General features: G+C 37.2%; 21 protein-coding genes. 6 read left to right on the forward strand and 15 right to left on the reverse strand.

Annotated features, from left to right (window positions below):
• Positions 1-4: 4 nt before the first annotated feature.
• The 7 genes from mfd to BMY50_RS14965 form a co-directional block, all read right to left on the reverse strand.
• Positions 5-3,343 (reverse strand): transcription-repair coupling factor, encoded by a 3,339-nt coding sequence (mfd, locus tag BMY50_RS14935; protein ID WP_093326168.1) that lies wholly within the window; start codon positions 3,341-3,343, stop codon positions 5-7.
• A gap of 35 nt (positions 3,344-3,378) precedes the next feature.
• Positions 3,379-4,605 carry an ABC transporter permease gene (locus tag BMY50_RS14940; RefSeq protein ID WP_093326170.1) on the reverse strand — a complete coding sequence of 409 codons (1,227 nt, stop codon included), beginning with the start codon at positions 4,603-4,605 and terminating at the stop codon, positions 3,379-3,381.
• 10 nt (positions 4,606-4,615) lie between these two features.
• Positions 4,616-5,257 (reverse strand): MBL fold metallo-hydrolase, encoded by a 642-nt coding sequence (locus BMY50_RS14945; protein WP_093326173.1) that lies wholly within the window; start codon positions 5,255-5,257, stop codon positions 4,616-4,618.
• Between the two features lie 36 nt (positions 5,258-5,293).
• Positions 5,294-5,878: a gliding motility lipoprotein GldD gene (gene gldD, locus BMY50_RS14950; protein WP_093326176.1), complete on the reverse strand. Its 585-nt coding sequence runs from the start codon at positions 5,876-5,878 to the stop codon at positions 5,294-5,296.
• A gap of 33 nt (positions 5,879-5,911) precedes the next feature.
• Positions 5,912-6,691, reverse strand: a complete 780-nt coding sequence (locus BMY50_RS14955; RefSeq protein ID WP_093326182.1) for a shikimate dehydrogenase family protein — start codon at positions 6,689-6,691, stop codon at positions 5,912-5,914.
• Positions 6,692-6,781: 90 nt separating this feature from the next.
• Complete coding sequence (locus tag BMY50_RS14960; protein ID WP_093326186.1) at positions 6,782-7,543, reverse strand: phosphosulfolactate synthase; 762 nt, start codon at positions 7,541-7,543, stop codon at positions 6,782-6,784.
• Positions 7,544-7,606: 63 nt separating this feature from the next.
• On the reverse strand, positions 7,607-9,010 hold the full coding sequence (locus BMY50_RS14965; RefSeq protein ID WP_093326188.1) for a tetratricopeptide repeat protein: 1,404 nt from the start codon (positions 9,008-9,010) through the stop codon (positions 7,607-7,609).
• A gap of 455 nt (positions 9,011-9,465) precedes the next feature.
• On the opposite strand from BMY50_RS14965, the gene amaB reads away from it, so the two are divergent.
• The gene (amaB, locus tag BMY50_RS14970; RefSeq protein WP_093326191.1) at positions 9,466-10,977 is read left to right on the forward strand and encodes an L-piperidine-6-carboxylate dehydrogenase; all 1,512 of its coding nucleotides are present in this window, start codon (positions 9,466-9,468) and stop codon (positions 10,975-10,977) included.
• An 82-nt stretch (positions 10,978-11,059) separates the two neighbouring features.
• Entirely contained in the window at positions 11,060-11,941 is an 882-nt protein-coding gene (locus tag BMY50_RS14975; RefSeq protein WP_093326193.1) for a bestrophin family protein, read from the forward strand.
• On the opposite strand, the gene BMY50_RS14980 is transcribed toward BMY50_RS14975, so the two are convergent.
• The 3 genes from BMY50_RS14980 to BMY50_RS14990 form a co-directional block, all read right to left on the reverse strand.
• On the reverse strand, positions 11,938-12,633 hold the full coding sequence (locus BMY50_RS14980) for a response regulator transcription factor (protein ID WP_093326195.1): 696 nt from the start codon (positions 12,631-12,633) through the stop codon (positions 11,938-11,940). The genes BMY50_RS14975 and BMY50_RS14980 overlap by 4 nt on opposite strands.
• Before the next feature lie 12 nt (positions 12,634-12,645).
• Complete coding sequence (locus BMY50_RS14985; RefSeq protein ID WP_093326197.1) at positions 12,646-14,433, reverse strand: sensor histidine kinase; 1,788 nt, start codon at positions 14,431-14,433, stop codon at positions 12,646-12,648.
• Positions 14,434-14,705: 272 nt separating this feature from the next.
• Positions 14,706-15,065, reverse strand: coding sequence for a DUF3127 domain-containing protein (locus BMY50_RS14990; RefSeq protein ID WP_093326200.1), 360 nt, complete (start codon positions 15,063-15,065; stop codon positions 14,706-14,708).
• A gap of 73 nt (positions 15,066-15,138) precedes the next feature.
• Here BMY50_RS14990 and BMY50_RS14995 point away from each other — a divergent pair, with 73 nt between their 5' ends.
• From BMY50_RS14995 to BMY50_RS15005, 3 genes are read left to right on the forward strand one after another with little or no spacing between them, the layout of a single operon-like run.
• Positions 15,139-16,314, forward strand: coding sequence for a THUMP domain-containing class I SAM-dependent RNA methyltransferase (locus BMY50_RS14995; RefSeq protein WP_093326203.1), 1,176 nt, complete (start codon positions 15,139-15,141; stop codon positions 16,312-16,314).
• Complete coding sequence (locus BMY50_RS15000; RefSeq protein ID WP_093326503.1) at positions 16,307-16,666, forward strand: cupin domain-containing protein; 360 nt, start codon at positions 16,307-16,309, stop codon at positions 16,664-16,666. The genes BMY50_RS14995 and BMY50_RS15000 overlap by 8 nt, the downstream gene beginning before the upstream one ends.
• Complete coding sequence (locus tag BMY50_RS15005) at positions 16,666-17,316, forward strand: HD domain-containing protein (protein ID WP_093326206.1); 651 nt, start codon at positions 16,666-16,668, stop codon at positions 17,314-17,316. Before BMY50_RS15000 ends, BMY50_RS15005 begins: the two co-directional genes overlap by 1 nt.
• A gap of 73 nt (positions 17,317-17,389) precedes the next feature.
• Here BMY50_RS15005 and rplS read toward each other — a convergent pair whose 3' ends face one another.
• From rplS to BMY50_RS15025, 4 genes are all read right to left on the reverse strand, one after another.
• On the reverse strand, positions 17,390-17,737 hold the full coding sequence (gene rplS, locus BMY50_RS15010; protein WP_093326208.1) for a 50S ribosomal protein L19: 348 nt from the start codon (positions 17,735-17,737) through the stop codon (positions 17,390-17,392).
• 121 nt (positions 17,738-17,858) lie between these two features.
• Complete coding sequence (trmD, locus tag BMY50_RS15015; RefSeq protein WP_093326210.1) at positions 17,859-18,536, reverse strand: tRNA (guanosine(37)-N1)-methyltransferase TrmD; 678 nt, start codon at positions 18,534-18,536, stop codon at positions 17,859-17,861.
• 24 nt (positions 18,537-18,560) lie between these two features.
• Positions 18,561-19,082 carry a ribosome maturation factor RimM gene (gene rimM, locus BMY50_RS15020; protein WP_093326213.1) on the reverse strand — a complete coding sequence of 174 codons (522 nt, stop codon included), beginning with the start codon at positions 19,080-19,082 and terminating at the stop codon, positions 18,561-18,563.
• Between the two features lie 120 nt (positions 19,083-19,202).
• A complete protein-coding gene (locus tag BMY50_RS15025) occupies positions 19,203-19,745 on the reverse strand; it encodes a 30S ribosomal protein S16 (protein WP_093326215.1) in 543 nt (180 codons plus the stop codon).
• 479 nt (positions 19,746-20,224) lie between these two features.
• On the opposite strand from BMY50_RS15025, the gene BMY50_RS15030 reads away from it, so the two are divergent.
• Complete coding sequence (locus tag BMY50_RS15030; protein WP_093326217.1) at positions 20,225-22,405, forward strand: bifunctional alpha,alpha-trehalose-phosphate synthase (UDP-forming)/trehalose-phosphatase; 2,181 nt, start codon at positions 20,225-20,227, stop codon at positions 22,403-22,405.
• On the opposite strand, the gene BMY50_RS15035 is transcribed toward BMY50_RS15030, so the two are convergent.
• Positions 22,393-24,198 carry a glycoside hydrolase family 15 protein gene (locus tag BMY50_RS15035; protein WP_093326219.1) on the reverse strand — a complete coding sequence of 602 codons (1,806 nt, stop codon included), beginning with the start codon at positions 24,196-24,198 and terminating at the stop codon, positions 22,393-22,395. The genes BMY50_RS15030 and BMY50_RS15035 overlap by 13 nt on opposite strands.

Genomic DNA, 24,198 nt, shown 5'->3' on the forward strand with positions numbered 1-24,198 from the left:
TCAATTAATTAGCTAGCTCTTGTAAAAGTAACACTGCTTCATCAACACTTTGAATTCTTTCAAAACCTATCCGTAAGCTGCCTTTCACTTCTTTAAGATTACAAATAGACGGGTTTTGCTGTACAAATTGCAACACGCTCCCAAATTGTTCACTTTCAAAGTAAGGCGACTTCTTGTTACTAATAAAATAGCCTCTTAATATGTTCTTTTTGTAAGAAATTTTCTCAAAACCAATTTTCTTTCCATACCACTGCAATCGTAATGTATTCATCAATTCCTTAACTGGCAGAGGAACAGGTCCGAATCGATCTCTCAATTCTTTCTCAAACACTGCAATTTCATCTTCATCTTTCAATTCCGCTAGCTGGTTGTAGAGATTGTATCGTTCTCCAACATTGGTAACATAAGAATCGGGTATGTAGACCTCTAAATCGGTATCAACCTGCGTAAAATTAACATATGTTCTTACTTTATCATCTTTAAATAAGCCTTCAAACTCGTCATCTTTCAATTCTTGAATAGCCTCATCTAATATTTTATGATACATTTCGAAACCAATTTCAGCTATGAAACCACTCTGTTCGGCCCCTAACAAATTGCCACTTCCTCTTATATCCAAATCTCTCATCGCAACGTTAAAACCACTACCTAGCTCACTGAACTCTTCTATTGCACTTAATCTCTTACGGGCTTCAGGAGTTAGCGTAGATAGCGGAGGACTCAAGAGATAGCAAAATGCCTTTTTGTTTGATCGCCCTACCCGACCACGCATTTGATGCAAATCACTCAAACCAAACATATGTGCATGATTGATAATTATTGTATTAGCATTAGGAATATCGAGCCCCGCTTCGATAATTGTTGTGGCCACTAAAACATCATATTCATTATTAATGAATTTAAGCATTACATCTTCTAGTGCATCCCCCTCCAGTTGGCCATGGGCAACACCGCAACGCGCTTGCGGCACCAACTTTGTGATCATGCCCCCGAGTTGCTTAAGGTCTTGGACCCTATTGTGGATAAAGAAGACCTGTCCACCCCTATTAATTTCAAACGCAACAGCCTCTTGAATTAATTTCTCATTAAATATATGGAGTTCTGTTTGAACAGGTTGTCTATTTGGCGGAGGAGTACTAATTATACTTAAATCACGTGCTCCCATTAAAGAAAAATGGAGTGTTCTTGGGATAGGTGTTGCCGTAAGTGTAAGCGTATCTACATTTACTCTAAGCTGTTTTAGCTTCTCTTTCACGCCAACACCAAATTTTTGTTCCTCGTCTATAACTAGCAGCCCTAGATCCTTAAATTTAATGTCCTTAGATACCAGTCTATGCGTTCCTATGATGATGTCAACTTCTCCTCTTGATAAGCGCTGCAATGTTTCTTTAATCTGCTTTGCTGTTTTAAATCTATTTATATAATCGATGTTACAAGGAAAGTTCTTTAATCGCTCCGAAAATGTTCTGAAATGCTGCGAGGCCAAAATAGTTGTCGGAACTAATACGGCTACCTGTTTACTATCGGCTACCGATTTAAAAGCAGCTCGGATCGCTACCTCGGTCTTTCCAAAACCTACATCTCCACATACTAACCTATCCATCGGATGGGGCGCCTCCATATCTCGCTTTACATCTGCAGTAGCCTTCTCCTGATCTGGCGTATCTTCATAGATAAAAGATGCTTCAAGCTCCGTTTGTAAATAGGTATCTGGCAGGAAAGCATTTCCTGTTTGTGCCTTACGTTGCGCATAGAGCTTTATCAGGTCTCGGGCAATATCTTTAACTTTTTTTTTGGTGGTTTTCTTCAGCTTTTCCCAGGTATCTGTGCCTAATTTATTCATTTTGGGCACTGTTCCTTCTTTTCCTGAGTATTTACTTATACGATTTAATGAGTTGATATTGACATAGAGTAGATCGTTATCCGCGTAAACTAAACGAATCATTTCTTGCATCTTCCCGTTAACCTCTACTTTTTCCAAGCCAGCGTATTTCCCTATACCGTGATCTATGTGTGTAATATAGTCACCTGTTTTTAAATCTTTTAGCTCCTTCAAGGTAATAGCTTGTGAGCGCGCATACCCTTTTTTATGTTTATATTTATAGTACCTATCAAAAATTTGGTGGTCCGTATAGCAAACTAATTTCAAATTTTCATCCACAAATCCTTCTCGAAGAGCCAAGTTTATTGGCGTAAATTTTACCTGCTTGTCGAGATCATCCAATATCGCAAAAAGTCGTTCGATTTGTTTAGGAGAATCGCTGAAGATATAATTATGCATTCCTCGTGTGTCGTTCTCCTTTATATTATGTATAAGAAGATTGAAATCTTTATTAAAAGATGGTTGAGGCCGATATTCAAAGTTTATCTGATGATCTGCTTCATAGAAGAATTGTTTTCCAAATTCCACAACTGGAAAATCCTGTAACATATTCGCCAAGATTTTGCTGTCACTAAAGCTAAATTTCGGATCAATCCAATCAGGATTATGTTCTTTGTCAGTTGCAGAAAGGGCTGCCCATAATTTAGTGGCCTCTTTATACCCCTTCTGTATTATATCTATTGTAAATTGAACATCTTTTATCCATATAGCTGCTTCACGATCAATAAATTCCAATAATGAAATATTATTTTCAGTTAAGAACTTCGCTTGAACATTGGGAACAATTGTTACTGTATGAATTTTGTTTACGGAGAGCTGGTTTTCCGTATCGAAAGTCCGAATACTTTCTACTAAATCGCCAAAAAACTCAACTCTATAAGGCAAGTCATTTGAAAAGGAAAATATATCAACGATCCCACCTCTTATAGCAAATTGGCCAGGCTCAAACACAAAATCAACCCTTTCGAAATCATATTCAATTAAAAACTCATTTATGAAATCGATATCCAGTTTTGCATTCTCGAGTATCTCAAGTGTATTTTTAATTAGTTCGTTACGATTAATAACCTTTTCGGCTAATGCCTCCGGATAAGTCACTACCATTTTGGGTAATTCAGAGATATGCGTAAGCGTGTTCAAGGTTTCAGCTCTCTGCAATACATGCAAGCTATCTGCTTGTGTGAAATCGAATGATTTACGATAAGAAGATGGAAAAAATAAAACCTGTCGATTTAAAAGCCCTTCTAAATCACTTAAAAAAAATGCCGCCTCTTCATAATCGGGAAGCACAAAAATGAAAGGTCTCTGTTGAAGGTTATAGGAAGAAACAGCGACCATGGCATCTGCTGATCCAATTAAGCCTCGCAGTTGGATCCGAGTATTTTTATTTTGAAGGGCCTTTGTTAAAGAGTTAACCTGTTGGCTTTCCTTGTATTGTTCTAAAATTTGTTGAATAGTCACCTTATACAAAGATAGAAATTATTGAGAAAGGGATCTCACTCTGCCCCCTTTAATTGTTCCATATTTTTTACACTCAACCGGGAAGAGATCGCTGAAGCAATTCCAGATACAAGTACAACGGTAAAAAATACAAGTAAAAAATCCGTCAAACGCATTGACACAGGATAAACGTCAGTAATGATGCTTTCTGTACCCATACGAACCAGACCGAAATGTTGTTGTAGAATGCAAAAAAAACAACCTAACAATAGTCCTCCAATACAGCCAATCATAGAAATAAACATTCCTTCGAAAAAAAAGATTTGTTTAATTAATCGTTTAGAGGCTCCTAAACTATTGAGAACAGATACATCTTTTTGCTTATCAATAACAAGCATCGTTAAAGAGCCTACAATATTAAACGCTGCAATAACCAGCACAAAAGCTAAAATAAAAAACACCCCCCATTTCTCTGTATTTAATAGCTTATAAAGCTCTGGATTTTGCTGTACTCTAGTTTTTATTAAATATTTTTCACCGAGGGTTTCTTCCAAGTCTCGCTTCACCTTATTTAAATTCTTCCGATTTTTTAAATTAATCTCAATAGCAGAAACTTCATCATATTCGCCTAATACATCTCTCGCGAAATTAATAGGCACCATGATAATATCATCTAGTTGTTGTTGTGCTTTAAACACCGCAGCAGGAGAAATGCTCCGCATCGTAAATTCTTCTGTTGGGTTCAGTGCATTTGTTACATTTTTATTCGGCGAGAAAATTTCTATTTCAGTCATCACATTATTTAAACTAATCCCGAGATTGCTGAAGACTGCTGCACCTAATACCGCATAATTTAAGTCGCCTTCTTTTAAGAAAAAGGAGCCATCCCATAATAAACTATCCATATCTTTAGTTATGCCGTAGTTAACATCCACCCCCTTAAGGGTTCCAATATATTGATAGTCATGGTATTTAACCAGCACTTTTTCTTGAAGTATGTTATTATAATCTAATATGCGGGGGTCATCTTTTATTCTTTTAAATACAGGCGTATTTGCATTAAATACTTTTCCTTCCACTGGCTCTATTCTAAGTTCAGAGGTAAAGGAACTGTACATACTTAACACAAGGTTTTCCAATCCGTTATAAGCCGACAGAATGATTATTAGGGCGCCACTCGCAACGAGCACACCGATCATACTGATGCTCGAAATCACATTGATAGCATTAACTGATTTTTTTGATAATAGGTAACGCCTGGCAATAAAAACAGCAGTATTCATATTTTTACCTTTAGCCTCGAACAAAAGGATTACTAAGCTTTTCTTTTCCAATGGTTGTTTCGGGGCCATGTCCGGGAAACACAATGGTATCATCGGCTAAAGTATATAACTTTTCCTTGATATTCTTTAATAACTGTTGGTGATTGCCTCCAGGTAAATCTGTACGGCCGATACTTCCATTAAATAATACATCTCCGCCAATAAGAATATTGTCTTTGGGGCTATGAAAACATAAGTGACCTGGCGAATGCCCAGGAGCAAAGATTAGCTGTAAAACACTATCGCCAAAACGAATTTCTCCCTCAGCCTTCAGAAAGTCTTCCGGAATAGGGGATTGCTCATATCTTAATCCGAACATAGGCGCACGGACCTGTACATCAGATAGAACCGCAGCCTCATTTTCATGGAAGTACGGTATAAGGCCATAACGTTCATATACAAATTTATTTCCTAAAACATGATCTACATGGCAATGCGTATTTAAAAGCAATGTTGGTTTTAACTGCTTTGTTTTAATAAATTCAGCTACTTCCGACTCTTCTTTCACTGTATACATTCCCGCATCAATAATTACGCACGCACTGCTCTGATCATACAGTACATAAGTGTTTTCGGAAAAGGGATTATTCTCGAACCTTTTTATTTGTATCATAATACAAGCAAACTTAGGTAAAATAGTCAAAAAAGTCTATTTCCACCTTGCCGATTTAATCATTGCATATATATCCTCTTTCAAAAAATCTAACACCGGTTGTATCGAGTCTGTTTGAGGTTTCTCATTAAAATAGAGCGCTCCTCTTAGATAATTTCTGGAACTGTCTGTTAAAAAGAATTGTGAAGATGATGCACTGTTTCCTTGAATGGAATAAAGAATCCCATACATATGATGATCTGGCATTGATATGAGCGCTTCGTCAATCGCCGTAGCTTTTACAGTATGCTTAAAGGCAAATGTATGTGCATCTTCCACCAATGCATTAAGGGCTGTTTCGGACGTTATCTTATAGTAACTAAGGTGTAGACGCGCATTAAATGTGGGAAAGACGATATCCATCCAACATGGCTTGGCATTTGGCGCTGTGTCTATTTCTATTTTTGCATATTTGGGATATTCAAAAGCAAAACTACAAGCTCCATTATAAATATTATATTGTTTGGGAGGTAATTTAATGCGGAAATAGCCTCTGGGTTTAGGAGCATAGTCATTCGCGCAAGAAACAGCCAATCCAGTAAGCAATAAAAAGATAAAGGATCTGTATATGCTGTTAATCACGTTAATTTCTCTAAAATTTATTTTTATTCCGTATCACGAGTTCCAGATATCCCAATTTTTTTCCGCCTGCAAATGCAACATTTCCAAACCATTTTTGATTTTAGCCCCTCTTTCTTTTCCTTCTTTTAAAAAGGCCGTTTCTTCTGGATTATATACCAGATCATAAAGCAAGTGTTTATTACCGATATATTCGTACGGTATTTCGGGCTTTTCCTCGATCTTCGGGTAGGTTCCTAAAGGCGTAGTATTAATAACTAATGTATGTGCCTCAATAATCTCGCGGTCTAGCTGTTCATATGAAAACTGTTTAGCATTTGCTCTTCTAGAAACAACTTCATAATCAATTCCTAGTTTCTTAAGCACATAAAAAACAGCTCTAGCAGCACCTCCATTACCCAACACTAATGCCTTTGTATGGTGTTTCTTAAGAAGAGGTTTTAATGATTCTTCAAAACCGTATACATCTGTATTATACCCTTCTAGTTGCACCTTTTTCATACACATTTCACCGCTAAAAAAGGATTCTACAGGATTTGACTTGACAATTTTAATACAGTTTACAGCATCAATCTCTTTTGCTTCTGGTGATATTTTATCTAAATAAAACATAACACCTATTTTGTGGGGTATAGTAACATTAAGCCCACATAACTCAGGTTGTTGTTTTAAAAGATCCGGAAGATCACTAATATTTTGAAGAGGAAGCAGTTCATAATGATACTCTTTTAGCCCTTCTTTTTCGAATTTATCATTAAAATATTGCTTGGAAAATGAGTGCTTAAGCGGATATCCAATCAATCCAAATTTCTTCATCACTAAAACTAAAATTGTTTAATTTATTAAACATGTCACTACAACAGCTGTGTAACAAGCGAAAAATAACTATGTTTTGATTCTCCATATTTAAATAGAGATAAAATGATTAAATGTATCTCCACGCAAACCCAAACGAATTGTTTCTAAAGGAATTACCTCCTGAGGAGCAATATTCCCTAAATTAACGTTGCTTCCTATTAACTTTATGAACCAAACCTGTTGTGCCTTTATTGGTGCTTCCCAAATAATAGATTCTTGTGGCACTTGTGTCAAAATTTCATCTATTAAGCCCTGCCTCACTTCGCCTGTTTCTCTATAAATCCCTACATTACCACTCTCTCTTGCCTCAGCAATCACTTTCCAGGAGCCTGCTTGTATTTCGGCCTTTATCAGTTCAATCCAACGATAAGGTGCAATAATTTTTTTATCATCCTTAGATCCTACCTCCGAAATTACGGTTACTTGTTTACTTAAGATATCAATGTATTTGCATTTTTCCTCATGAGGCAATTCTATGGAACCATCCGAAATTTCAGCAAACTCCATTTTAAATCTGTCTAGCACTCTTCGATACTCATCAAATTGATTTCTCACCAAAAAAGCTTCAAAAAGGGTTCCTCCAAAATAAAAAGGCATTTGCGCATCACGATAAATCTGTAGTTTTTCTTCAAGCTTTGGAGTAACCAAGGATGTTGCCCAACCAAGTTTAACTATATCTGTATGGGGAGCCCCTACCTCGATAAAATCTTGGGCTTGTCTTGTGCTCATACCTTTATCCATCACCATCGTTATCCCATTATTCCTTGGCTTGAGAGTCCGGATTGGGATGTTGTTTAACTCAAAGTTCATAGGAATGCAAAGGTGAAAAAAAAAATCAACACTGTAATACTTTCGTGTTGATTAATTGTAATGTTAGCGTGTAAATTTATTGATAATCTCGAGAATCACCTTATTATCTTGCAATTGAGGAAGGTACTCAAACAATATATGATATTTTTCGGGATCAGCGGTAAGGGCTAATTCTAAGTAATTAAGCGCCTCCGTGTATTTTCCCGAAGCGAACATGTAAGCAACCATTCTGTAATATAGTTCGGCAGCATCCGGATTATTCTTAATAGCTTCAGAAATAACCTCGATTGCTTGACTTAATTTTTCTTGTTCATATAATATCGACGAGTAGTCCAACCAAGCTTCAATATCCAATGGATTAAGCTCAACAACTCGCTCATAGGCGGCTTCTGCCTCACTTATTTGTTTTAGTTTATAGCGGGCGTCCGCAATCGCAAACCAATATTCCGGATTTTGATCGTCTATATCGAGTGCTTTCTTATAAAAATGCAAGGATTCAAAGTATCGTTCTTCATAATCTAACGTAACACCAATGCCAAACCATCCGTCACCCAGTTTAGGGTCAATTTTAACCGCTTTTTTATAATAGGATCGCGCATCATCCATTTGTTCGAGCTTCTCATAACATTCACCAATCGCACAATACGTTTCAGCGCTCGGTGGCTCATATTCAAATGTTTGCTTATAAACATCTATCGCATCCGAATACCTATCTAGGTTTACCAAAGCATTTCCTTTGTTGAAATAGGCCGATGCAAAGTTTTCCTTTATTAAAATAGCATAATCGTATGCATCAATAGCTTTTTCGTACAAGCTAAGCTTGTGATAAGCATTTCCTAAATTATACCAAGCAGCGTAAGAGTAAGGTTCATTATCAATATACTGAAGATAGAAACTAATACTTTCTTCTTGTCTATCCAACACATCATAACAAAAGGCCAGTTCATACAAAGCCTCTTGATTTTCCATATTTACCTGTAAACTCTTTTTTAGGTATTTTACTGCCTGTTCATAGTCGCCCTTATTTTGAAAAAGCATGGCCATCTGAAGGTAAATTTCATCAGGACTTTCAGTTAGAGACAATGCCTTTTCTAGGTTTTCTATTGCTTCTTCGTAACGATCTATACTTCCTAAAATGCCACCGCGAATCAAATAAATATCAGGTTCGGAAGCCTCCAGTAATTCTGCCTTATCTAAAGCCTTCAAAGCAAGATCTATTTGATTCGTAATTGAATATAATTGAGCCTGTTTAATAAAAAAAACGGCAGCAAACGGATGTTGGTTAACCGCATAATCCACTACCTGAAGCGCTTTTATGGGATCATTTTTCTCCATATAATAATCAATAATTCCTTCAAAAGCCTGAGCATCGAAAAAATATTGATCTTCGTTACGAATCATCTCTTCATAACGTTCAACTGAAAACTTAGGGTCTTCAGAAAATTCAAAGTCAAAATCGTCTTCCATCGCATTTAATATTAGTACGTCAGTTACTCTTTTAAGCTCCAAATCATATCTCTTTATGAATATGAAAGAAACACTATCTGCAATGAATCAAGATTGAATACAATCAACAAAGTGCTCAACTTATTTCACTTGCTGATGAATTTATGCCTTCAAATTACTTCTTAAACCATTACTTTAACAATTTAGTTTTCCACAAAAAACCACCTAAACCCCCAAACATCTGTACTTGAGGTGTTTAAATTGTTGTTTTTTGTTAAGTAATCCTTAATTCTTTTAATTCTCACCAGCAGAGGCCTATTGCAGATATAAAACATCCAACTAATCCTTCCTTACAAATTTACGCAAAATTGTTATTATATGCAATTTTCCCCTGGAGCCAACATGACTTCTTATTTCGTAATTTTATCTTTAGGTTTGTATTTCATTCATGAAAACAAAAAACACCAAATATAAATATGGCTGTCCTAAATATCTCTCCTATTTTAACACGCTTAAATATCCATACAGGCACCGAAGACAACGCTACATCTATTAAGAGTTTTTCGCCTGTAGATGGTCAATTCATAGGTTCTGTTCCAATAACAGACGGGGCAAGCTACCATGAACAGGTAAAAAAATCAGCGTTAGCCTTTGAAGAGTGGAAACAAGTTCCGGCGCCACTGCGAGGTGAAATTGTTAGACAGATAGGGGAGTCCCTAAGGTCACATAAAAAAGACCTTGGCACACTGGTTTCTTACGAAATGGGTAAAAGCCTTCAGGAAGGCTATGGTGAAGTACAGGAAATGATTGATATATGCGACTTTGCTGTTGGCCTAAGTAGACAACTTTACGGACTCACAACGCAATCAGAAAGACCCAAACATAGAATGTATGAACAATGGCATCCCTTGGGTATAGTTGGCGTTATTTCTGCTTTTAACTTCCCGGTCGCCGTTTGGAGCTGGAACGCTACAATAGCATGGATCTGCGGCAATGTTTGCATCTGGAAACCTTCGGAAAAGACACCTATCACCGCATTAGCCTGTCAAAATATTGTTCTAGACGTACTAGCCAAAAATGGCATTTCACAGCATATCTCTACCGTCATCCAAGGAGATGCTCGTCTCGGTAAATCGTTAGCTTCAGACGTCAACATTCCACTCATTTCTGCAACAGGATCTACGGCAATGGGTAGATCGGTAGCGCAAACCGTTGCTACACGTCTAGGAAAAACTATTTTAGAGCTTGGTGGCAACAATGCAATCATAATTACCGAAAACGCAGATTTAGAAACAGCGCTTTTGGCAAGTGTTTTTGGTGCTGTGGGAACTGCAGGGCAGCGATGCACAACTACCAGAAGGCTTATTATTCAAGAAGGGGTTTATGAAGATTTCAAAAACCGATTAATAAGGGCTTATCAGCAATTAAAAGTTGGTAATCCCTTAGACGAGACAAATCATGTTGGGCCCTTAATCGATGAAGAGGCCGTACAACAATATTTAATAGCTATAGATAATTGTAAGAAAGAGGGAGGAAAATTCATTGTTGAAGGAGGGATTCTTAAGGGCAGCGATTATTTATCATCCTGTTATGTTAAACCCTGTATTGCCGAAGTAGACCCTAGTTTTAACATTATAAAGACCGAAACTTTTGCTCCTATATTGTATATCATGAAATATAGTACATTGGCAGAAGCAATTAATATTCAAAACGATGTTCCGCAAGGTCTTTCCTCCTCGATCATGACCTTGAACTTAAGAGAGGCAGAACATTTTTTATCAGTTAATGGTTCAGATTGTGGAATCGCTAATGTGAATATAGGAACTTCAGGAGCTGAAATTGGCGGTGCCTTTGGGGGCGAAAAAGAAACAGGTGGTGGACGAGAGTCCGGTTCCGATGCTTGGAAAGCCTATATGAGACGACAGACTAATACCATTAACTATTCTGATAAACTTCCACTGGCACAGGGTATTAAATTTGATCTTTAACATTAGTGAAAAAAATGCGCCATCATTTTATTGTTTTAATTAGTTTTATGGCGACAATGTCACTACTATTGAACTAATTGAAATGATTGTTTATAACCCAAAAGACTGGATTCATTCTGTAATCTCTTTCCATCGTTCTGAAACGATTAAAAAATTATATCCTTTTTTAATTCTGATGGCACTCTACTCATGGGCAATAGCTTATATAGAGATGGAATATTTGAAAATTTCGTCTCAAAGTTGGTTACGCAACATTCCTACCATGCATAGCTTATTAGGTTTCGTTTTATCTATACTATTGGTATTTAGAACGAATACTGCTTACGATCGCTGGTGGGAGGGGCGTAAGTTATGGGGGCAACTAACAAACAATAGCAGGAATTTAGCTCTTCGCATAGAAAGCTTACTTCCGATAACAGACCACGTGAATAGAAGTTTTTTTAGAAAGAGCATTCCCCTTTTTGCCAGTACACTAAGAGAACATCTTCAATCGAATCAGACTCGTTTCATGCTTGATGAAATAGACCATCCTGAATTTAGGGGACTTGATGAGAACAAACATGGGCCAAATCAGGTTTCCTCTATGATTTTTAAGCGGACGAATGAGCTTTACAAAACAGGTATAATAACCGGCGATCAGCTCATTATTTTAAATGGTGAATTGCTCTCTTTTACTGACATTTGTGGTGCTTGCGAGCGGATTAAAAACACCCCCATTCCATTTACTTATACCTCATTCATTAAGAAGTTTATTTCCGTATATGTACTTACACTTCCTTATGGCTTCGTGTTCTCCCTAGGGTATTTTGTAATACCGGCAGCTGTGTTCACCTTTTATGTATTAACCTCACTTGAACTGATTGCCGAAGAGATTGAGGATCCCTTTGGTTCTGATTCAAATGATCTACCTCTAGGGAAAATTACAGAAAATATCAGGAAACATGTTGGTGAAATCTTACATTAGCCAACTAAAAGTTTGTACCCTTTACCGTGCACATTAACGATTTCGACCTTTGGATCATCGCGGAGGTATTTTCTTAACTTACTTAGAAAGACATCCATGCTTCTTCCATTGAAATAATTATCATCATGCCAAATTTTTATCAAGGCTTCTTCTCGGGTGAGCACATCATTTTTCTTTAAACAAAGCATTCTAAGGAGCTCCGCTTCTTTCGTTGAAAGCTTCTGTTGCTGTCCATTACGAGCGATTATTTGCGAGGTATAATCAAAATCATATTCACCTAAATTGAAATTAACAGGAAGCTCTTCTTCCGCTGATCTCTCCTGAGAAAGACTTCTCTTTAACAAAGCGTTAATGCGTAAAAGTAGCTCCTCCACCCGAAAGGGCTTTGTAATGTAGTCGTCTCCACCAAGATTAAATGCTTCGGTCTTGTCTTCCATCATTCCTTTAGCGGTAGCAAAAATAATTGGTATCTCTTGGTTGGTTTTCCTAATTTCTTTCCCCAAAGAAAACCCGTCCTTTTTGGGCATCATCACATCAAAGATACACAAGTCGTACTCATCCCTATTAAAAGCACGTAAAGCATCTTCCCCGTCCTGGCAAAGCTTCACATCGAACTTTCCTTTTAATTCTAAATAATCCTTCAGTATTTCACCTAAATTTGGATCATCTTCCGCTAATAAAATTTTTCGCATCTCCTTGTTTATCTATTTAGTTACGATAGGTAAAGTTAGCTCAAATTCAGTACCCTTTCCCTTCTCACTCTTCACTTTCACTGAACCTTTCATCCGTTTAATAATATCCTGTACATAGCTAAGTCCTAACCCAAATCCTTTTACATCGTGTAAATTTCCTGTAGACACTCTATAAAATTGATCAAATATTTTTGATAGCTGGTCCCTGCTCATTCCGATTCCTTTATCAGCGACACTTACATGAATAGCGTGTCCACTATTCCAAGTCCTAACCGAAATTTCCGGGGCCTCTTTGCTATATTTTATTGCATTATCTATAAGGTTAAAAATAACATTCGATAAATGAAATTCATCTCCATGAAGTATAGGTTGAATAGCATCTATTCGTAAATCTACTTGCGCATCTCGCTTCTTGAGTTGCAAGCCCATGCTATCTACTACTGCAGAAACCAACACATTCATATCCACTTCTTGCTTATCCATCCTTAAATCACCTTTATCAATCTTTGCTACATTAAGCACTCGCTCTATATGGTTTCCTAAACGTACATTTTCATCATAAATAATATTCGCCAAACGGTCCACGCGTTTGGCATCGGTAACAATTTCGGGATCTTTTAATGACTCACTGGCGATCATAATAGTAGCCACAGGCGTCTTAAATTCATGCGTCATATTGTTGATAAAATCTGTTTTCATCTCTGAAATCTTCTTCTGCCTCAAAATAATAAATATCGTATAAGCAAAACACCCTATCAACACCAGAAGCAAGGCAGCCGAGGAACCCAACATCATGCCCATATTACTTAATATCAAAGAATGCTTATTAGGGAACCCAACAGATAGCTTTCCTGACGAACGCACCAAACTATTAGGGAACAATATGGTAGAATAAACATTCTTACCCTCAAAATGCCCATTTAATGCCGCTAACTGAAATAGGACGGAGTCTTCCCTTCCCTCGGTAATCTTTAATTCAAATGGCAAATTAATTTTTCTATTAAAAAACTCTTCCTTAAGCTCTTCTCTTATGTAATCAAGATCAATTCTATTTTTAAGCGGTTTTTTAGCCATTTCAAAATCATTGGCCAGATTTTCTATTACAGAAGTTCCTGCTGTCGCAATTTCCATAAAAGAGTCTAAAAGGGCTCCCGTTTGGAGTATGCTCCCCTGTTGTTCGTATCTTCTTATCTGAGCATCCAAGCGATTATTCTTTCTTGGCGGTAAAGCGACAACACCAATATCCCCCATATAGGGATCAATAAACACATAACGGATACTATCATCCAGCGCTTTCTTTGGATTAGTAGCCGGTTTATTCACATAGACATCCAGTCTGTTCCGCTGGTAAAAACCCTCAGGGGCTGTAACGATATCAACTTTTACTAACCTTTTAAGCTTGGGGTCTTTCATGTAGGTCTCATAGAAGTCGTTCTTAATTAATGTTGCACTGGGGAACTCTCTGAGCAACTTGGCCTCAAGATCACGGACCTCCATTTCCTGCTGCCTTTGCTCTCGCTTAATTTTCTCCACAAACATCTTAGCTTGCCATTCCGCTTCCCGTTTCTCCTGTAGTTTTCTGTTACGGATAGCCTTCACTTCCTGCGCCTGTATGAAGTCGACAGCTTCCTTTTTTTCAGCTTTAAGGGCAACGGTATTAAGTGCAGCATTCACCGCTTCGTCGAATAATTGTGCCTTTAAATTATATGATTGGTGGATAAAATAATATTGCATGGCTATTACTCCGAGGAGAGCAAATAGCATTAAACCTATAATCAACCCTATACTTTTACGCTTCATATTAAACAAAAATACGCAAGAAGCTGTTCATCAGTACTCTTTTAACAAATTTTAACAAACATTCGGTTTTAAAATTTAATTCTATTTCGTTTTATTAGGGTATTGTATAGCCAATAAGTTTAAATTACTTTAAAAATTTATGTTGAAAACGGCTCTGATCTAGATCACAGGAGAAGGATCTCCCCATCAGCTTTTAGGTGTTAAAACAAGGATAGCAGCCTTACAAGGCTGCTATCCTTCAATATTTTCTGTTTAGATTATCTTAATTGTCTCTAGAATGGCAAATCATCATCCCCAGGGGCAGAAGAAATATCAACCGGAGGTACATGTTGTTGTGGAGCACCCATTTCTCCTGCTACTTTATTAACCCGCCATGCCACTAAAGAGTTAAAATAGGTTGTAACGCCATCCTTATTCGTCCATGGTCTTCCTCTCAGATTGAAAGAAACCTCAATATCTTCACCAGGAGCCAGGTTATCAAAAATATTAACCCTATCTTGTGTTGCTTCGAATTTAATATACTCTACAAATTGCGGATTCTCAGCATATTGAACCACTAAATCCCGTTTTTTAAACGAGTCTGTAACCTGCTGTACCGCACCAACTTCATGTACCTTGCCTTTTATTTCCATAATATTAAAAAGATATAAATTGTAAAATTAAGGTTTTTTGGCGACAATAATCAGTAACTTCGCACAATTAACTATGCAAGTTTTCAACACTCCACAAAAAGTTATCATTACCTGCAACAAGAGGCTATCTCCTGCATTGCAGCAAGAAGTGCAATCATTAGGATTCACTATAAAAAGGGCTTTTGCCACAGGCGTAGAGCTCTTAGCAGATGTCAATGATTGTATCACATTAAATCTTAATCTCCAATGTGCCAGCCAAATTTTATATTCCATTAAAAGCTTTGAAGCACATAATCCAGACGAACTATATCGTCAAATTAAAGACATAGCATGGGAAGACATTCTTGATTTTAACGGATACTTTTCTGTTAATTCTAATGTCAATAATGAAACGATTAGCACACCGCTGTTCGCTAACTTAAAAGTAAAAGATGCGATTGTCGACCGGATAAAAGAAAAGAAGGGAGTCAGACCAAACTCTGGCCCAGAACTAAACAAGGCCGTTATCCACCTATATTGGCAGGGTAATGAAGCCAGCATTTATCTGGACACTTCTGGGGAAACGCTCGCAAAACACGGTTATAGAAAGCATCCAGGAAAAGCACCAATGTTAGAAGCCTTAGCTGCAGGTGTTGTGATGGCGACCGATTGGGATAAATCATCCACATTTATAAATCCTATGTGTGGATCAGGTACTTTAGCTATAGAGGCCGCTTTAATTGCAACAAACCGCAAGCCCGGACTATATAGAATGAATTATGCATTTATGCATATTTTGGGGTATGACGAACTTGTTTTTTTTGCTGCACGCAGAAAACTGAAAGATCAAATTGTAAAAAATGTTGACCTCAAAATTATTGCTTCCGATATTTCTGCTGATGCGATAAAAATTGCGCAAATGAATGCCAAAACAGCGGGCGTAGATCAATTGATTTCATTTGAAGTCTGTGACTTTGAAAAAACGTCCGTTCCTCACACGGCTGGCGTTATAGTATTTAACCCCGAATATGGTGAGCGACTGGGTGTACACACGCAGCTTGAACTTACATATAAACGGATGGGCGACTTTATGAAAAAAGACTGCCAAGGTTATAATGGATATGTTTTTACAGGTAATCCAGACCTGGCAAAAAAAATAGGTCTTCGAGCCTCTAAAAAAATAGAATTCTACAACGGGAAGCTAGACTGTCGACTCCTTTGTTATGAGCTTTATGACGGAACCCGAAGAAAAGAAAAGGCTGATGATTAAAGCATATAAACTTTATTCGGGAGAAGATGGCCATTCATATTTTGAAACAGGATTTGTAGACGAAAACATTGTTTCTTCTGCTGAAATTATTCATTTTAAAGAAACAGAACCCCATTCTTCCTATGATTGGCACAGAGCTCCGCAAGTACAATATGTTCTTACATTAAAAGGAACACTCGAATTTACCACGTCTTTAGGTGATGTCTTTATTCTTAAAGCCGGAGAAATATTGATTGCAACCGATATCAGTGGACACGGCCATAAGTGGAAGCTTTTAGATACTGACCCCTGGATAAGGGCATATATTATTGTAAAGGCTTCCGAAATCAATTTTATAAAAAATAATAGATAATGAGCCTTTCTAACGTAGAGAAAACAATCCTTTTTGTAAAGGATACTTTAAAGAATGCAGAGGCTGGTCACGATTGGTTTCATGTGGAACGTGTGTGGAAAAACGCTCAATTAATTCTTAAAGAAGAGCCTGCTAATCAAGAAGTGGTCGAACTAGCGGCACTTCTACACGACATTGCAGATAGTAAATTCCACGATGGAAACGAAGAAATTGGACCCTTGAGAGCAGAGGCTTTTCTTGCTTCCATAGCTGTTGAACAGAATATCGTGGCTCATGTCAAAAATATTATTAAATATATGTCGTTTAAAGCAAGCCTAGGAAGTGTTGATTTTCATTCGAAAGAAATGGAAATAGTGCAAGACGCAGATAGACTTGACGCTATAGGAGCGATTGGGATCGCTAGAGCCTTTCATTATGGTGGGTTTAAAAACAGGGAGATTTATAATCCAGCGATAAAACCAATTTTAGGACAAACAAAAGAAGAATATAAGAATAACCAGGGCCCTACTATTAATCACTTTTATGAAAAACTTCTTTTATTAAAAGATAAGATGAATACTCGTACCGCTAAAAGACTTGCTGAAAGCAGGCATCATTTTATGGAACGTTATCTTTCCCAGTTCTTAGACGAATGGAACGGTCTTAAATAAAAGGAGCATTCTATTATAGAGTGCTCCTTTTATTTAAGACCGTACTTAATAATGGATATATATGAGTTAATAATTAAACTCTCTTTGATTTAATACGAGCTGCTTTACCAGTCAAACCACGTAAATAGAACAACTTAGCTCTACGAACTTTACCGTAAGTATCAACTACTACTTTTTCAATATTAGGGGAGTTAATAGGAAAAATACGCTCAACTCCAATACCATTAGACATCTTACGAACAGTGAAAGTTTCGTTATTACCAACAGCATTTCTCTGAATTACAACGCCTTTATATACCTGTATACGTTCTTTGTTACCTTCGCGAATTTTATAGTGAACGCTAACGGTATCACCAGCTTTAAATGCAGGAACTTCATTTTTTGCTACCGCCTGCTCTTCTACAAATTTTACTAAATCCATGATTTTAAGTAATTAACAACGATTTTTAACCCGTAAAAATCGGACTGCAATATTAGTTATTTTATTTTGAAATTAAAAGTCTATTTTTTCTTTTTTGACGACGCTAAAAATTCTTAGCTCACTATTCGTCCAAAAGATCTGGTCTTCTCTCTTTTGTTCTAGCAAGCGCCTGTTCATATCGCCAATTTTCTATTGCTGATTGGTTCCCACTCAACAAAATATCAGGAACAACATAACCTTTCCAATCGGCGGGCCTGGTGTAAACTGGGGCGTCCAATAACTCTCCTTGAAACGAATCAGAAAGAGCAGAGGTTTCGTCAGATAGCACTCCGGGAATTAATCGCGTAACCGCATCTACTACTATTGCCGCAGGCAACTCCCCCCCAGAAAGAACATAATCACCAACTGAAAGCTCCTTTGTTACATAGATATCTCTTATTCTTTGATCAATCCCTTTATAATGCCCACATAGAATTATTAGATTCTCTTTAAGGGCAAAACCATTAGCTATTGATTGATTCAAGGTAACACCATCAGGAGTCATAAAAACAACTTCGTCATAGTTTCGTTCTGCTTTCAGCCCTTCTATACATGCAGCAAAAGGACCTATTTGCATCACCATCCCACTTCCTCCGCCATACGGATAATCGTCTACACTTTTATGCTTATTCTCTGCATAATCTCTCAAATTATGAACATGAATCTCCACTAATCCTTTTTTCTGTGCTCTTTGTAAGATAGAATGCGCGAACGGACTTTCCAAAAGGCCTGGCAATACAGTAATGATATCAAACCTCATATGCTATTATACAATTACCCAATTCTATTCATAAATATCTATTAAACCATCGGGAAGATCAACATGTAACATCCTTTCTTCTTCATCAATTTCGACAATAAAATCGTCATTTAATGGAAACATCAATTCCTTGAATTTATACTGCACCACGGCAATATCTTGTTGAGGAAGTTCATTTATCTCTATAATCTCTCCTAGCTCTCCGTGCTTTTTATCGTAAACAATATAACCTTTCAAATCCGTCAAATAAAATTCATCGGGATCACGAACAGGTTTTTTATCGTTTGTTAAGTATACTGATTTGCGTAATAATTCTTTTGTTTTATCTACATGGTCAATATCTTCCAAATAAAAATACCCCGTCCTATTCTGTTGCAATTTAACTGTATCAACAAAAAAAGGCACCAATTTTTTCTCAATTTCTATAAATAACACATCAAAATCCAACCTGGAGTATTCCTCAAATTCAAAATAAATTTGAACCTCTCCCTTTAAACCCCGGGATTTACTGATGTAACCTATATAAAAACAATTGTCAATATCCATTACGTTCTTAATCTTTTCTAAAAGAGTTCTTCCTTAAAATATGCTCTCTTCGATATAAAAGTAAAATGCCATTCAAAAGGTATTTACCTTAGAATGGCATTCATATCGATAAGAAAAATCTTATTCAGCGCTGTTAGCTTCTTCGCTATCGCTCTCAGAAGATGTTTCAGGAGCTTCTTCTACCGCAGCTTCTTCTGCTGCTGGCGGTGTATTTTTCGCAACAATTGCTGCTGCTCTATCTTCCTTCTTCTTAGCTTCCGCTGCTAAAGCTGCTTTTCTAAGCTCTTCTTTAGATTTCGAAAGGTTGTCTTTTTTTCCTTCGATTTTTGATTCTTTTCCAGTTAACCACTCTTCGAATCGCGTTTCAGCTGTAGCCTCGTCAAAAGCACCTTTTTTTACTCCTCCTAATAAATGCTTTTTGTAAAGCACTCCTTTATAAGAAAGAATAGCACGTGCTGTATCCGTAGGTTGTGCACCTTTATTCATCCAATCTAGCGCTTTTTCAAAGTTTAATTCAATTGTAGCTGGATTAGTGTTTGGATTATATGAACCTAAACGTTCGATGAATTTACCATCGCGAGGAGCGCGAGAATCTGCTACCACTACATGATAAAAAGGTTTTCCCTTTTTACCGAATCTTTGCAATCTGATTTTAGTTGCCATTTTTGATAATTTATGTATTCAACATATTTCCCGGAGCTTTATACTGCGGGGCTGCAAAGATAAATATTTCATTCCAAAAAAATCAAAAATATCTCACTTATTTAACTATTAGCTCTTTAAGCGTGTCTCAAAAGTAAATAAATCCATAAAATTAAGATTGTTAACGCTAATATTTTACCAAAAGCTTTCTTTATTTGTACGGGCATACCCTTATAATACCACCCAAATAGCACAACAAAAAAAATTAGTAAGTAGGGTAGAAGCTTCCTCATCAATTTTTCCCCAAACCTAATATTAATTACTCAGAATCATTAAAGATAGATCTTAATTTAACAATTTCATATTTTCTGCCCTTATTAAGCAATTAAATTGTACATTTAGAACCTGCGCACTCGTTTATTAATAAAATTAACAACTTGCCCAAACAGACTGTTAGTTTATGAAGTTACTATGTTATTAAGCAAATCAAAGAATATATCGTGAGTAAAACTATTATTGTATCAAATCGCTTACCAGTTAAAATCACCGAAGAAAATGGCACCTTATCCTTTATACCAAGTGAGGGCGGACTCGCTACAGGATTAGGCTCTATCTATAAAGAGGGTAATAACATTTGGCTAGGTTGGCCCGGAATAAATATTGAAGATCTCGCCAAACAAAATGAAATTCGGGAGCAACTAAAAGCGATGAACTTAATCCCGATCTTCTTAGATGAAGAGGAGATTAAACGCTACTACGAGGGTTTCAGCAATGAAGTGCTATGGCCCATCTTTCATTACTTATCAACATACGCCAATTATGATTATCAGAATTGGCTATCATATGTTCAGGTAAATCAAAAATTTGCTGATGCTATCCTTAGCTCCCTCGAGCCTGGAGATACGGTTTGGGTCCATGATTATCAACTATTACTCGTTCCGGGGTTGGTCCGACTTAAACAACCAGAAGTTTCTATTGCTTTTTTTAATCATATCCCCTTTCCTTCTCAAGAACTATTTAGGCTCATTCCTTGGCGGAAAGAATTGTTATTAGGAATGCTGGGGGCAGATCTCATTGGTTTTCATACATTTGATGATGTTCGACATTTTTTAAGTGCGGCCACTCATTTGCTTTCTATTCACACAGATGCCAATCGATTGAGAGTAGAAAACAGGATTGTTTTGGCCGAACCATTCCCTATGGGAATGGATAGTGACAAATTTTCCAAACTGGGCGCAAATCCCGAAGTAATTGAACATATAAATTCCTTTCGGCAGAATTTTGAAGGGAAACGAATTATTTTGTCTATCGATCGCTTGGATTATAGTAAAGGAATCATACAGCGCCTGAATGCTTTTGAGTTACTGTTGGAAAAAAACTCCGAGTACATCGAAAAAATTATTCTTTATATGATTGTTGTTCCCTCAAGAGATACAGTGCCTCAATACAAACTACTTAAAGATGAAATTGATCGCTTGGTTGGCAATATCAATGCACGCTTTAGAACATTTGAATGGCATCCCATAGCTTACTTCTATCATGGATATCCCATTGAAATTATTTCTGCCCTTTATAACATAGCAGACGTATGCCTTGTTACACCTATGCGGGATGGTATGAATCTCGTAAGCAAAGAATACGTGGCCAGTAGAAATGACAATACCGGTGTACTGATATTAAGTGAACTGGCAGGTGCATCAAAAGAACTGAACGATGCCCTTCTAGTAAATCCAAACAATATTAGTGAAATCAGAAAGGCCTTAATTACAGCACTGAACATGCCTGAGGAAGAGATGAGAGAAAGGATGAAGGCGATGAGAAATGTCGTATTTAAGTTCAATATAAAACATTGGGTAAAGATTTTTATGAATCGCTTGGAAGACGTAAAAAGAATACAACGCAACTCCATGGCAAACCTTGTTAAATCGTCTATTAAACAAACGATCCAAGAAAGGTACCAAAATTCCACGAACAGGTTATTACTTTTTGATTACGATGGAACACTTGTTGGTTTCAAAAAAGAAATAGATGACGCCTCACCGGATAATGAACTCTATGCGCTTTTAGATCAATTCGTTGCTGATAAAAAAAATACCCTTGTTATTATTAGCGGAAGAAAGCACATAACCTTAGAAAAATGGTTTGGTAATAAAAAATACGAATTAATTGCAGAACATGGGGCTTGGAAAAAACTTCCAAATGGCTTATGGGAGCAACTTCCCGGTTTGTCAACAAATTGGAAAGACGAAGTATGGAAGTTGATGGAGACTTATACAGATAAGACACCGGGCTCGTTTATTGAAGAGAAAACGTATTCATTAGCCTGGCATTATAGAAAAGTACAAAAGGGCTTGGGTGCTCTAAGAGCAAATGAGTTAATGGATAATCTACAATATCATCTCAACACCTTTGGTTTAAAAATGCTTGATGGCGATAAGGTGGTTGAGGTCAAAAACGCGGATGTAAATAAAGGCCGGGCAACTTTAAACGTGTTACATGATACAACCTTTGATTTTATTATCTCTATAGGCGATGATCGAACCGACGAAGATACTTTTAAAGCCCTTCCTTCTTCTGCCATCACCATTAAAGTAGGAAGTAACGTTTCAGCAGCAAAGTACTATCTAGAAAATCAGGAAGATGTAAGGGATTTATTACGATCCCTTCTTCAGGAAAAATAGCCTTCTTCGTCTATTAGGAACCGAGGGGTTCCTAATTTTGCCGAAATTCGATACACTGCATTTACGAGTCCAACATGACTATATGCTTGTGGAAAATTACCCCACTGATCTCCATTGGTTGCGTCAATATCTTCACTAAAAAGCGATAAATGGTTTGCATATGGCAATAAGTTCTCAAGGGTATCAATGGCATCCTTTGTCCTTCCAACGCATGCTAGCGCTTCTACATACCAAAACGCACAAATTAAAAAGGTAGATTTTGGTTTACCAAAATCATCCGCATGTAAATACCGGTAAAACAATCCATTTTCAGTTCTTAGCTCTCTTTCCAGGGCTGTTAAATGATCCCTAGCTCTTTCTGAATTCGGATCCAAATAATTCATTATAATCAACTGCAAAGTGCTTGCATCAAGATGCTTACTACCTACAGCATGTGTATAAACTTTTCGTTCTGGGTCATAGCAGTCTTCAATATGTTGAGCGGCACGATCTATCAATGCTTTAGCTCTGTTCTCTAAAGAAGGTGCTCCTATTTTTTTTGCAATGCGCAATGCGGCCTTAGCTCCAGCCCATTGGAAGAGGTTGGTGTAACAATGAAAATTAGCAAAATTTCTGAATTCCCAAATTCCAGCATCTTTTTCATCGATCGTCTGTTCAATCTTTTCTATAATCATTTCCAGCCATTTCGATGAATGGCTTTGCTCTTTAGCAACAAACCTACTATCCGTGTATAACGGTAATATTGAGAGTAATACCTGACCATACACATCGTTTTGAATATGTTCATAGGCCTGGTTACCTAATCGAACAGGCTTATTTCCTTCATACCCGGCTAAATGGCTCAGCTCCTCCTCAATTAATTCCTTTTTCCCAGTAATGCTGTAAAGTGGTTGGTATCTTCCCGTTTCATTAGCGGAAATGTTGGCAATAAATTCCGAATAATGTTCCATTTCCTCAAATTGCCCGATTCGTAATAAAGAGGCAAGCACATAATAACTATCTCTAATCCAACAGTACCTGTAATCCCAGTTTCTGCCACTACCCGGAGATTCCGGTAAGCTGGACGTACTTGCCGCTATAAATGCACCTGTGTCTTCATATTGATGTAATTTAAGGGCTAAAGCAGAACGAATTACAACATCCTGATAAAATGGAGATATGGTTGTGTGCTTTATCCAAGTACGCCAGTAATTTATCGTTTGCCTTAAAAACACTTCTACTGTTTTCTCAAGAGGTGCCTCCATCGGCTCTCCATAAGTCAGAATTAAATATTTAGTGTCATGAAGCACATACGTTCCTTCTTCAAAAAAATGACTTATTGGAACATTTGTGGTAAGGCGCATTTTATCAGTGCCCCCTGTAAACTCAACATGGTTACTTCCTCTATGCCTTCCTTGTCCCGTTCGTCCATAGTCTGTCACCGGATAACAACGCATCCGTACCCTTGGTTCTCCACTAACCCGCTCTACTTTCCTGATTAACATTAAGGGTTTAAAATAACGATCATATTGATTAAAGCGAGGAGCAAAATCTGTCACTTTATAAACGCCCTCTTTATTGCTGATGGTTGTCTCAATGATATTAGTATTTGGTAGATACCGCTGTTCCGATGTAAACTCGCCGTCTGGAAGGATTGAAAATTCACCTCCTTTTTCTTTATCTAGCTTACTGCCAAAAACGAAAGAACTATCAAATGAAGGCCAACATAGCCACGAGATATTTGTGTTTTTTTGTACATGCGCAATATAGGCACAATTCCCTATTATTCCACTTTGGTAAGTGTGTCTATCCAT

The sequence above is a fragment of the Olivibacter domesticus genome, from assembly GCF_900109575.1.
Classification (GTDB): Bacteria; Bacteroidota; Bacteroidia; order Sphingobacteriales; family Sphingobacteriaceae; genus Olivibacter; species Olivibacter domesticus.

Excerpts from the sequence above, each read along its gene's own strand:
- BMY50_RS14940 (WP_093326170.1), bottom strand. The coding sequence starts at position 4,605 with ATGAATACTGCTGTTTTTATTGCCAGGCGTTACCTATTATCAAAAAAA.
- BMY50_RS14945 (WP_093326173.1), bottom strand. The coding sequence starts at position 5,257 with ATGATACAAATAAAAAGGTTCGAGAATAATCCCTTTTCCGAAAACACT.
- BMY50_RS14955 (WP_093326182.1), bottom strand. The coding sequence starts at position 6,691 with ATGAAGAAATTTGGATTGATTGGATATCCGCTTAAGCACTCATTTTCC.
- BMY50_RS14960 (WP_093326186.1), bottom strand. The coding sequence starts at position 7,543 with ATGAACTTTGAGTTAAACAACATCCCAATCCGGACTCTCAAGCCAAGG.
- BMY50_RS14965 (WP_093326188.1), bottom strand. The coding sequence starts at position 9,010 with ATGGAAGACGATTTTGACTTTGAATTTTCTGAAGACCCTAAGTTTTCA.
- amaB (WP_093326191.1), top strand. The coding sequence starts at position 9,466 with ATGGCTGTCCTAAATATCTCTCCTATTTTAACACGCTTAAATATCCAT.
- BMY50_RS14975 (WP_093326193.1), top strand. The coding sequence starts at position 11,060 with ATGATTGTTTATAACCCAAAAGACTGGATTCATTCTGTAATCTCTTTC.
- BMY50_RS14980 (WP_093326195.1), bottom strand. The coding sequence starts at position 12,633 with ATGCGAAAAATTTTATTAGCGGAAGATGATCCAAATTTAGGTGAAATA.
- BMY50_RS14985 (WP_093326197.1), bottom strand. The coding sequence starts at position 14,433 with ATGAAGCGTAAAAGTATAGGGTTGATTATAGGTTTAATGCTATTTGCT.
- BMY50_RS14990 (WP_093326200.1), bottom strand. The coding sequence starts at position 15,065 with ATGGAAATAAAAGGCAAGGTACATGAAGTTGGTGCGGTACAGCAGGTT.
- BMY50_RS14995 (WP_093326203.1), top strand. The coding sequence starts at position 15,139 with ATGCAAGTTTTCAACACTCCACAAAAAGTTATCATTACCTGCAACAAG.
- BMY50_RS15000 (WP_093326503.1), top strand. The coding sequence starts at position 16,307 with ATGATTAAAGCATATAAACTTTATTCGGGAGAAGATGGCCATTCATAT.
- BMY50_RS15005 (WP_093326206.1), top strand. The coding sequence starts at position 16,666 with ATGAGCCTTTCTAACGTAGAGAAAACAATCCTTTTTGTAAAGGATACT.
- rplS (WP_093326208.1), bottom strand. The coding sequence starts at position 17,737 with ATGGATTTAGTAAAATTTGTAGAAGAGCAGGCGGTAGCAAAAAATGAA.
- trmD (WP_093326210.1), bottom strand. The coding sequence starts at position 18,536 with ATGAGGTTTGATATCATTACTGTATTGCCAGGCCTTTTGGAAAGTCCG.
- rimM (WP_093326213.1), bottom strand. The coding sequence starts at position 19,082 with ATGGATATTGACAATTGTTTTTATATAGGTTACATCAGTAAATCCCGG.
- BMY50_RS15025 (WP_093326215.1), bottom strand. The coding sequence starts at position 19,745 with ATGGCAACTAAAATCAGATTGCAAAGATTCGGTAAAAAGGGAAAACCT.
- BMY50_RS15035 (WP_093326219.1), bottom strand. The coding sequence starts at position 24,198 with ATGGATAGACACACTTACCAAAGTGGAATAATAGGGAATTGTGCCTAT.